The sequence below is a fragment of the Xaviernesmea rhizosphaerae genome, assembly GCF_001938945.1.
In the GTDB taxonomy this organism is placed as follows: Bacteria; Pseudomonadota; Alphaproteobacteria; order Rhizobiales; family Rhizobiaceae; genus Xaviernesmea; species Xaviernesmea rhizosphaerae.
Genome location: NZ_MKIO01000048.1, coordinates 136,346 through 144,902, shown reverse-complemented (window position 1 = coordinate 144,902; position 8,557 = coordinate 136,346). Strand labels below are relative to the sequence as shown.

At 65.0% G+C, this 8,557-nt stretch carries 11 protein-coding genes; 5 read left to right on the top strand and 6 right to left on the bottom strand.

All coding sequences use genetic code 11. The features are described from left to right. On the bottom strand, positions 1-762 hold a 762-nt coding region (locus tag BJF92_RS24595; RefSeq protein WP_198931589.1), incomplete at its 3' end, for a YiiX/YebB-like N1pC/P60 family cysteine hydrolase. A gap of 108 nt (positions 763-870) precedes the next feature. On the opposite strand from BJF92_RS24595, the gene BJF92_RS24590 reads away from it, so the two are divergent. Further along, a complete protein-coding gene (locus BJF92_RS24590; protein ID WP_075637391.1) occupies positions 871-1,446 on the top strand; it encodes a DUF1349 domain-containing protein in 576 nt (191 codons plus the stop codon). A 101-nt stretch (positions 1,447-1,547) separates the two neighbouring features. Here BJF92_RS24590 and BJF92_RS24585 read toward each other — a convergent pair whose 3' ends face one another. Then, positions 1,548-2,600 (bottom strand): dipeptidase, encoded by a 1,053-nt coding sequence (locus BJF92_RS24585; protein ID WP_075637390.1) that lies wholly within the window; start codon positions 2,598-2,600, stop codon positions 1,548-1,550. Positions 2,601-2,852: 252 nt separating this feature from the next. Here BJF92_RS24585 and BJF92_RS24580 point away from each other — a divergent pair, with 252 nt between their 5' ends. Further along, on the top strand, positions 2,853-4,172 hold the full coding sequence (locus BJF92_RS24580; protein WP_078058381.1) for an alpha/beta hydrolase: 1,320 nt from the start codon (positions 2,853-2,855) through the stop codon (positions 4,170-4,172). Between the two features lie 37 nt (positions 4,173-4,209). Here the strand turns inward: BJF92_RS24580 and BJF92_RS24575 are convergent, their stop codons facing one another. After that, positions 4,210-4,551 carry a DMT family transporter gene (locus BJF92_RS24575; RefSeq protein WP_075637389.1) on the bottom strand — a complete coding sequence of 114 codons (342 nt, stop codon included), beginning with the start codon at positions 4,549-4,551 and terminating at the stop codon, positions 4,210-4,212. Positions 4,552-4,723: 172 nt separating this feature from the next. Between BJF92_RS24575 and BJF92_RS24570 the strand changes: the two genes are divergently transcribed. The 3 genes from BJF92_RS24570 to BJF92_RS24560 all read left to right on the top strand — a co-directional run bounded on the left by BJF92_RS24570 (position 4,724) and on the right by BJF92_RS24560 (position 6,287). Further along, positions 4,724-5,341 (top strand): glycoside hydrolase family 19 protein, encoded by a 618-nt coding sequence (locus BJF92_RS24570; protein WP_075637408.1) that lies wholly within the window; start codon positions 4,724-4,726, stop codon positions 5,339-5,341. Between the two features lie 172 nt (positions 5,342-5,513). Beyond that, positions 5,514-5,903 carry a group II truncated hemoglobin gene (locus BJF92_RS24565; RefSeq protein WP_075637388.1) on the top strand — a complete coding sequence of 130 codons (390 nt, stop codon included), beginning with the start codon at positions 5,514-5,516 and terminating at the stop codon, positions 5,901-5,903. Positions 5,904-5,909: 6 nt separating this feature from the next. Then, complete coding sequence (locus BJF92_RS24560; protein ID WP_075637387.1) at positions 5,910-6,287, top strand: DUF423 domain-containing protein; 378 nt, start codon at positions 5,910-5,912, stop codon at positions 6,285-6,287. A gap of 60 nt (positions 6,288-6,347) precedes the next feature. On the opposite strand, the gene BJF92_RS24555 is transcribed toward BJF92_RS24560, so the two are convergent. The 3 genes from BJF92_RS24555 to BJF92_RS24545 form a co-directional block, all read right to left on the bottom strand. After that, positions 6,348-6,791: a DUF2325 domain-containing protein gene (locus BJF92_RS24555; protein WP_245294891.1), complete on the bottom strand. Its 444-nt coding sequence runs from the start codon at positions 6,789-6,791 to the stop codon at positions 6,348-6,350. A gap of 124 nt (positions 6,792-6,915) precedes the next feature. Further along, the gene (locus BJF92_RS24550) at positions 6,916-7,896 is read right to left on the bottom strand and encodes an energy transducer TonB family protein (protein ID WP_075637406.1); all 981 of its coding nucleotides are present in this window, start codon (positions 7,894-7,896) and stop codon (positions 6,916-6,918) included. A gap of 125 nt (positions 7,897-8,021) precedes the next feature. After that, a complete protein-coding gene (locus BJF92_RS24545; RefSeq protein WP_078058374.1) occupies positions 8,022-8,483 on the bottom strand; it encodes a hypothetical protein in 462 nt (153 codons plus the stop codon). Between the last annotated feature and the right edge of the window lie 74 nt (positions 8,484-8,557).

The following is an 8,557-nucleotide window of genomic DNA, read 5'->3' as shown; positions in this document are numbered from 1 at the left end:
GCATACCTTCTTCTCAAGCATATGCATCGCTGCAACCGTTATCTTTTGGTTGTGATTTATGAGTCCTGAGCCTAGGCTCAGTCCGACAGCCTGGAAGGCGAGATAAGGCAATTCGCTGCAATAGATCGCGTCATTGTCGAAGGAAAAGAAGATGTCATAGGGCCGGCCATAGAGCGTCCGGGCGCGCGCCAGCACCCTTTCGGCATCTTCAGGGGTGAGAGCGGGGTCGCGATAGACCGCCACGCGGCGCAGCACGCCGCGCGCGATCCAGGCGGCAAGCGGCGTTTCGCGCACGCGGCCGGCCGCTTCGATGACGACAGGGCCCGATTCCGTCAGCCGGACGATGCCCATATGGGAATAGGCGCTGGCCGTGGCGGCGAGAATGGCCAGAGACTGGTTGCTGGTCGAGGTCTGGAAGATCAGGTCGCCATCCTTCAGCGGCGGCAGGTCCGGCAGGCTGCGGCTCATGGCCCAGGCGGCGCCGAGGCCGAGAACAAGAAGAAGGCCGCAGACCACAAGAAGCTTTTTCAACAAGCGCATCGACCTCTTTTGCTGCTCCTGGAGCGATCGGGGAGCCAGGACTGCTGTACCCATCACCGCAACCCGGCATAGCAGATTGCACCATATCTGCCACTGCAAATCCGGGGGTCCAGAAGAGGATAAGGCGGCGAAAGACGGGGATGCCGTTGCGCGCGGCTTGATTGCCCCTTCCCCGCGCGGCACGTTCTGCCAAGCTTCGCGGGGAGCGCGCGCCTGGACCATCGGACTGACAATCTTGCGCAGTCTGATGCTCTAGAATTTTGTTTTTGCATCGGATTTTTCCGAAAACCGGCTCCCGCTTTTCGGGCCGATGCTCCAAAGGAGGAAACCATGTTCGAGACGGGACGCTGGCTCAACGAGCCGAAAGACTGGCGGATCGAGGAGGAGACGCTGTGCGTGACCACGGATGCGGGCACGGATTTCTGGCGGGAGACCCATTACGGCTTTACCCGCGACAGCGGCCATGCGTTCATGGCCGCGCATCGGGGCGGCTTCACCGCCTCCTTGCGCGTGCAGGCGGATTATTCGGCGCTCTATGATCAGGCTGGCATCATGGTGCGGGTGGACGAGCGGCACTGGATCAAGGCCGGCATCGAGCTGTCGGACGGCATTGCCTGCCTTGGCAGCGTTCTGACCAATGGACAATCCGACTGGGCGACCGGACCCTATGCCGGCGATGCGCGCGATATCCGGCTGCGGGTGACGGTGGACAAGGGCGTGCTCAGGCTGCAGGCCTCCGCCGATGGACGGCACTGGCCGCTCGTGCGCCTCTGCCCCTTTCCACAGGCCGAGACCTATCACGTCGGTCCGATGTGCTGCACGCCGGAGCGCGCGGGGCTGATCGTGCGCTTTTCAGACTTCACCCTGACGCCACCGCTCGGCAAGGATCTGCATGATCTGAGCTGAGAGGGGCGCAAGGAAGGCTGACGACGCGGCAGGCCGCCCGTGCCCCCAGTGCCCGAAGGCCCCCGGCCGTCGTTGGCGCTCACGGGATTGCAAAGCAAGGCTCAGCCCTCGTGCCAGGCCTGGCCGAGCACGCGCAGCCAGTTCTCCCGGCAGATCTTGTCGAGTTCGCTCTGGCCGTAGCCGGCATCGGCAAGCGCGGCGACCAGCGCCTGGTTGCCCGCGGCATCGCGGATGCTGCCGGGAATGGTCGCACCGTCGAAATCGGAGCCGAGCGCCACGCAGTCGATGCCCATGCGCTCCACCAGATAATCGATATGACGAATCATGTCGGAAAGCGGCGTATCGGCATTCTCCTGCCCGTCGGCGCGCAGCATCGTGGTCGCATAGTTGAGGCCGACCAGCCCCTTGCCGGCGCGGATGGCGTCGAGCTGGCGGTCGGTCAGGTTGCGGGCCACAGGCGTCAGCGCATGCACGTTGGAATGGCTGGCGATCAGCGGCTGGTCGCTCACCTTCTCCACATCCCAGAAGCCCTGCTCGGTCATGTGCGCGGTATCGATGAGAATGCCCAGCCGGTTGCAAGCCTTGACCAGGCGGATGCCTGATTCCGTCAGGCCCGGGCCGGTGTCCGGGTTCATCGGATAGGCGAAGGGCACGCCATGGGCAAAGGCATTGTGCCGGCTCCAGACGGGGCCAAGGCTACGCAGGCCGGCGGCATAGAAGGTTTCGAGCGCGGAGAGATCCTCGTCGATCGGCTCGCAGCCTTCCATATGCAGAACGGCGGCAAAGACGCCATCGGCGATCGCCGCGCGGATCTCGGCCGTGCTGGTGCACAGCCGCCAGATGCCGGCGCGGTGCAGCCTCAGCGCGATGGCGGCGAAATCAAGCGCGATGTCGAGCGAAGGAAGACGCTCCAGCGGCGCGGCAAGCGGCGTCTGATAATGGCCCTTCTCGTCCGGCTGGCGCAGGATCAGGTCGCCGGAGGGAATGTAGATCGCGCAGAGACCGCCAGCCAGACCGCCGGCCCTGGCGCGGGGCGCGTCGATATGGCCACGGGTCGTGCCATCGCGAAATTCCGCCAGCGGATCCTCACCCTTGCGCGCCGAAGCCCAGAGCCGCAAGAGCACGTCGTTGTGCCCGTCAAAAACCGCCTGCATGAAAATCCTCTGCCATCCATCATCCGGCGCGACGCACCGGGCCGACGCGCTTCCGAGGCGAGCCTAGAACATCGGCCAGGGTGGCGAAACCGGTTTCGCTGAAAAGCAGGGCCGCCGAGGGCAGGAGGCCGCACCCTGCCCCAAGTGGCGGCGCGGCCCCGACACCGTCAAAGGGGTCTCACGGGGCGGGTGTCCCTGACAGGGGAAATATGCCATGAGACGGTGCTGGAGATGGCGGAAGCGAGGCGCGACATGATTCACTTGCCCTATGGTGGCCTGCGCTCTGGTCACGGATCCTGTGGTGGCCTGCCCGGTGTGCAGGCAATCGTGGCGCGCGCCTGCGCCCTTGTCCTGGCGCTGTCGCTCGCCATCACCTCCGGCTGCGCCGGCCGGCCGGAAGGCGTGCTGATTCCCGAGGCCAGCGCGGCCACGGTGCATGCGCTCGGCGCCTCCACAGTGGACATGCTGGTGGCGACCACGCGGGCGCCTTCAGAGAAACCGGGCGTACTCTTCGGGGGCGAGCGCGGCAACGAGGTGCGCGCAGCCGAAATCGTCGTCTCCATCCCGCCCGACAAGAACCGGCAGATCGGCCAGGTGCAATGGCCGCGCAAGCTGCCGGCCAATCCGGCCCGCGAATTCGCCACCGTCTCCGTTGCGCCCATGAACGACAAGGCCAAGGTGCAGGGCTGGATCAAGCGCTCCATGCCGGCGGGGCGGCGCATGCTGGTCTTCGTGCATGGCTTCAACAACCGCTATGAGGATGCGGTCTATCGCTTCGCCCAGATCGTTCATGATTCCGGGGCTCAGGTTGCGCCCGTGATCTTCACCTGGCCATCGCGCGGGAGCATCTTCGACTATAATTACGACAAGGACAGCACCAACTATTCGCGCGATGCGCTGGAGGAACTGCTGACCACGGCCGCCAAGGATCCGGCCGTGGCCGACATCACCATCATGGCGCACTCCATGGGCTCCTGGCTCGTAACCGAATCGCTGCGGCAGATGGCGATCCGCAATGGCCGCGTGGCGCCCAAGATCACCAATGTCATCCTTGCCTCGCCCGATATCGATGTCGATGTCTTCCAGAAGCAATGGGAGGCGCTGGGTCCGAAGAAGCCGAAATTCACGCTGTTCGTCTCGCAGGACGACCGCGCGCTGCAGCTCTCGCGCCGCATCGCCGGCAATGTCGAGCGTCTCGGCCAGATCGATCCGCTGCAGGAGCCCTATCGCAGCGGCCTGGAAAAGGCAGGCATCACCGTGCTGGATCTCACCGCGCTCAAAGGCGGCGACCGGCTGAACCACGGCAAGTTCGCCGAGAGCCCCGATGTGGTGAAGCTGCTCGGCAACCGCCTGATCGCCGGCCAGACCATCACCGATTCGGAAGTCGGCATCGGCGAGCGCGTCGGCGCCGTCGCGCTCGGCACGGCCCAGACGGTGGGCAGCGCGGCAAGCGTGGCCGTCTCCACGCCCATCCTGATCTTCGACCCGCGCACGCGCGACAATTACGGCGAGCAATTGCAGCGGCTCAACCAGTCGCTGAGCAATACGGTGGGTGCCGCGACATTGCAGTGAGCCGACGCCCTGCCGTCACCGGGCGCAGACACGTCCCTCAATGAAACGTCGACTTCGAAAACAGGTTGAGCACGAGAACGCCCGCGATGATCAGGCCGAGGCCGAGGATCGCGGGCAGGTCCAGCGTCTGGCGGAAGACGACGAAGCCGACCAGAGAGACCAGCACGATGCCGAGCCCGCTCCAGATCGCATAGGCGATGCCGACCGGAATGGCGCGCAGTGTGTAGGACAGGCAGAAGAAGGCGATGCCATAGCAGACCACCACCATGACCGTCGGCCAGAGCCGGCTGAAATGCTGCGCGGCCTGCAGCGCCGAGGTGCCGAGCACCTCGAAGACGATGGCGATGACGAGGATGGAATAGAGGGTGAGCGGCGACATCCTGTGTCCTTCTAAAGGCCGAGAGCATCGAAGCGACCATCGGGACCGGTTTCCCGCTTGAGGCGTCGGATGCAAATTTTAATTTTGCAATCTTAACTTTAATTCGTAAAGTCTGATGGATTAGTCGCTCCGACCGAGGCTGACGTCTGTTTCGCCCATGATGGAGACCGGCATGACCATAAATCGCACATTCTTTTTCGAAGAACTCCACGAAACCCTTTTCCCCAACGGGTTGCACGAGTCGCAATATCAGGGGACCGCGCGGATTCTCGACTATTGGGCTCAACGCCACCCAGCGCTGGATGACCGCTTCCTCGCCTATATTCTCGCCACCGCCTATCATGAAACCGGCGCGGCCATGCAGCCCGTGCGGGAGACGCATGCGACTTCCGATGATCAAGCGATCGAGCGACTGCAGCGGGCCTTTGACAACGGCCAATTAACCTGGGTCCGCAAACCCTACTGGAACAAGGATAGCGAGGGCAAATCCTGGTTCGGGCGCGGTCTCGTGCAACTGACCCGTCGCGACAACTATGACCGAGTCGGCCATAATCTCGGCATCGACTTGACGACCGACCCTTCCGCTGCGCTCGACGACGACAACGCGATCAGGATCATCGTCGAAGGCATGATCGGCGGTTGGTTCAGTGGACCGAAGCTGGCTGACTTCTTCCACGGCAACGTCGCCAACTGGCTGCGCGCACGCGCGATCATCAACGGATCGGAGAGCGCGCAAAAGGTTGCCAGATACGGCAAGTCCTTCTACCGCGCCTTGAGCTACACGGTCTGACCTCGACCTTCGGCTCCAGCGCCTCATTCAGAGAAAACCGATCATCGCTGCATGTGACGCCACCTGCGGCGATATGTGCCTTCCTGCCTCTCCCGCTTTATGGCAAATCGGAGCTGCTCTCTCGGGCTTCGGCGCGACATCTCATAGAGCAGGAGCGGCGAAAGGCGTGACCATGACTTCCACGGATACCACCCTCTATGACGCTATTGGCGGCGAGGAGACGGTCAAGGCGCTGACCGCGCGGTTCTACGACCTGATGGACACGCTGCCTGAGGCAGCGCGCTGCCGGGCGCTGCACCCTCGCGATCTCACCGCCGGCCGCGACAAGCTGACCGATTATCTGCTCGGCTGGCTCGGCGGCCCGCCCGTCTATGTCGAGAAATATGGCCATCCCATGCTGCGCCGGCGCCATTTCGGCGCGGCGATCGATGCGCAGGCGCGCGACGAATGGCTGCTCTGCTTCCATCGGGCGCTGGAGGAAACGGTGGCGCATCCGCAATTGCGCGCCGTGATCCTGGAGCCGGTCACGCGGCTCGCCCACCACATGCAGAACACGGAGTAGAGCGCGATGGCGATCACGGATTTCGACAGCCGCCGGACCGCAGTTTTCCTGGCCGGGCTGATGGGGCTTGCCGGTGTGGCGAGCGCCGCCGCCGCGGCCCATGGCGGCGGGCAGGATGCGCATCTGCTGCAGGCGGCCTCGGCGCTTTGCCTGGCCCATGCGCCGGCGCTGATCGCGCTTGCCGCCCTCTGGGACCGGCTGCGCATGGCGGCCATTGCCTCCCTGCTGATGGCTGCCGGCACGGCGCTGTTTGCAGGCGACATGACCATGCGCCATGTCGCTGGCCACGGCCTGTTTCCCATGGCCGCCCCCACCGGGGGCTTTGCCATCATGGCCGGCTGGCTGGCGGTGTCCGTGGGTGCTCTGCTGCCACGGAAGGGCTGAGGCGAGGCGCGCGCGTCCGCCGATGGCATTGCTCCGGCCGACGTGAGGCGGGAAAGCGCCTCAGGCGTCGCGCGCGGGCGGGCTGGTCTTCAGGTCTTCCAGGGCGCGCTGCAGGCTGGACTTGCTGCCATTGCGCAGCGGTACGAAGGCCGTACCGAACTTCTTGCAGCCGGTCTTCACCCTGAGACACGCATCATGGCTGATGCAGTCGATGGGGCAGAAGACGCAATCGACCGAAGGCAGGACGCGGTCGATGCGCGAGACCGCCTCGCGCAACCCGCCATCATGATGCAACAGCTCGGCGCCGAACTGCGCGGCAATCTCGCGCAGATGCGCCACCTGGCAATCCCGTCCGCCGACATAGAGAAAGCTGCGCCCCTCCAACCCGTGCGCGGTCTGGGCGCTCTCCTGTGCCGTTTCGGCCGGGCGGGCCGTCTCCTTGCGCTTCATCTTCTTGCCGGCGCGCTTGTCGCTCATCTCGTCGGTCTCCGCGGGTTCAATCATCAGGCGTCACGCCTGAACTGGCCGCAAGCTAACCCAGCGCGAACGTCTGGGCAATATAACATGAGTTTTTTTATCATATTTAAATTCACGGCTGATACGCCAGCACTATTCCGGCTGGTGGGCCTTAGCGGGTAAAGTCCATCGGAGCGGTGATCGTAAAGGACTGACCAAGCGCCTCCGGCAAAGCCGGGAGTTTCACACGCCGCACGGCGTCCAGCGCGGCCTGGTCGAGCACGGGCGCGCCTGAGCTGCTTTTGATCGACAGACGTAAGACCGATCCATCCCGACCAACAACGAAAGACACCAAGGCCGTACCCTTAAGCCGCGCGCGCTGCGCTTCACTTGGATAACGGGTCACCCGCTGCAAGCGCATCTGGACGATGGATTTGTAACGCGAGGCGGCCGCCTGTCCGGCGGCGCTCGACTGCCCCGCGCCGCCGGCGCTGGTGGCAGCGGCTGAGGCGGTCTCCTCGCCATCGGCAGCGCCCTTACGGGCGGACGCGGCCGCCTTGCCGCCCTCGCCGGCGGCGGGACGGACCCGACGCGGCTTCTCCGGCGGCTTTTCCGGCTTTGGCTCGGCTTTCTTCGCAACAGCGGGCTTGGCCGGCGCGAGCTTGGGCGGATCAGGCTTTTCGAGAGGTACGACATGTTCCACCGGCGGCAGCGCGGCCACCACCTCGGGCGGCGTCTGCGCGGGAGGCGGCAGGCTTTCCTGCGGCAGAATCACGTCGGCATTGGCGCTCGGCACAGGCGCGTCCGGCGACACTGCTGCTTCAGCCTGAGCGGCAGGATCGGGCGTGACCTCGGGCGGGCTCTCGCTCTCCACCGTTTCGGGCGGCACGGCCTCCTGCAGGGGCTCGGTTGGCGTGACAGGATCGATCGCCGCCGTCTCCGTCGGCGTCTCGCTCGGGCTCAGCACCTCGCTGGGGGTGCCGGCCTGCAGCGTATCGGCAAAGGCGTTGCCCAATGTCGCCACCTCGACGGCCGGCCCGCCTTCCGCCATGTCCGGCACTTCGGGCCTGGGCAGCAGCATGACGGCGCCCGCCACGGCATGCAGGCCGATCGAAAGGCCGATGCCCACTGTCCAGCGCAAGGTCTTGCTCATGCTCTCCTGTCCTTGTGTCATGCCGGCGCCGGCTTTTCGCTCCGATGCGCCAAAGCTTTGTTTGCGCATCGGATCCTTCCAAAAACCGGAAGTCACTTTTCGGTGCGATGCGCCGCGCCGGGCGATCAGCCCTTGAGCGCGATCGGGGCCTTGGAGCCGGTGCGCAGCCCGCCCATGCAGGCCTCGCGGGCAAGATCCGCGCCCTGGCAGACGGGCGCGTCATTGATCAGCAGGCTGCCCAGCGCCTCGCAGCGCGTGCCGGCCAGATCGAACTGGCGCACTTTGGTCTTGCCGGCCGGAAGATCGCGGAAATCGAGAACCGCCATCCGCTCGACCAGCCCCTGCCCGTTGAACAGCACGAACTCGAAGGACAGCTTGTCGATATCCTGCTTCAGGCTGCTTTCGGCGGTGAAGGTCAGCTTGCAGCCCTTGTCGGACGGGTTCAGTCCATTGAGCTCGACCGTCAGGCCCTTGACGGCAGGGCTGTTGCCGGCCTCCTGCGCCAGCCCGGCGCCGGCAGAAGCCACCCAGGCGGTCACACCTGCAGCAAGGATCACCGCCCTGCCCAACCCAATGCCCAGACCCATGTTCTTTCCCGCCATGTCGCTCTCTCCGCCTTGCCACCCCGACCGTGTCGGCTTGCGTCCATAGATAAAGATGA

Coding starts and splice junctions, on each gene's coding strand:
- BJF92_RS24590 (WP_075637391.1), top strand. CDS start 871: ATGTTCGAGACGGGACGCTGGCTCAACGAGCCGAAAGACTGGCGGATC.
- BJF92_RS24585 (WP_075637390.1), bottom strand. CDS start 2,600: ATGCAGGCGGTTTTTGACGGGCACAACGACGTGCTCTTGCGGCTCTGG.
- BJF92_RS24580 (WP_078058381.1), top strand. CDS start 2,853: ATGATTCACTTGCCCTATGGTGGCCTGCGCTCTGGTCACGGATCCTGT.
- BJF92_RS24575 (WP_075637389.1), bottom strand. CDS start 4,551: ATGTCGCCGCTCACCCTCTATTCCATCCTCGTCATCGCCATCGTCTTC.
- BJF92_RS24570 (WP_075637408.1), top strand. CDS start 4,724: ATGACCATAAATCGCACATTCTTTTTCGAAGAACTCCACGAAACCCTT.
- BJF92_RS24565 (WP_075637388.1), top strand. CDS start 5,514: ATGACTTCCACGGATACCACCCTCTATGACGCTATTGGCGGCGAGGAG.
- BJF92_RS24560 (WP_075637387.1), top strand. CDS start 5,910: ATGGCGATCACGGATTTCGACAGCCGCCGGACCGCAGTTTTCCTGGCC.
- BJF92_RS24555 (WP_245294891.1), bottom strand. CDS start 6,791: ATGATTGAACCCGCGGAGACCGACGAGATGAGCGACAAGCGCGCCGGC.
- BJF92_RS24550 (WP_075637406.1), bottom strand. CDS start 7,896: ATGAGCAAGACCTTGCGCTGGACAGTGGGCATCGGCCTTTCGATCGGC.
- BJF92_RS24545 (WP_078058374.1), bottom strand. CDS start 8,483: ATGGGTCTGGGCATTGGGTTGGGCAGGGCGGTGATCCTTGCTGCAGGT.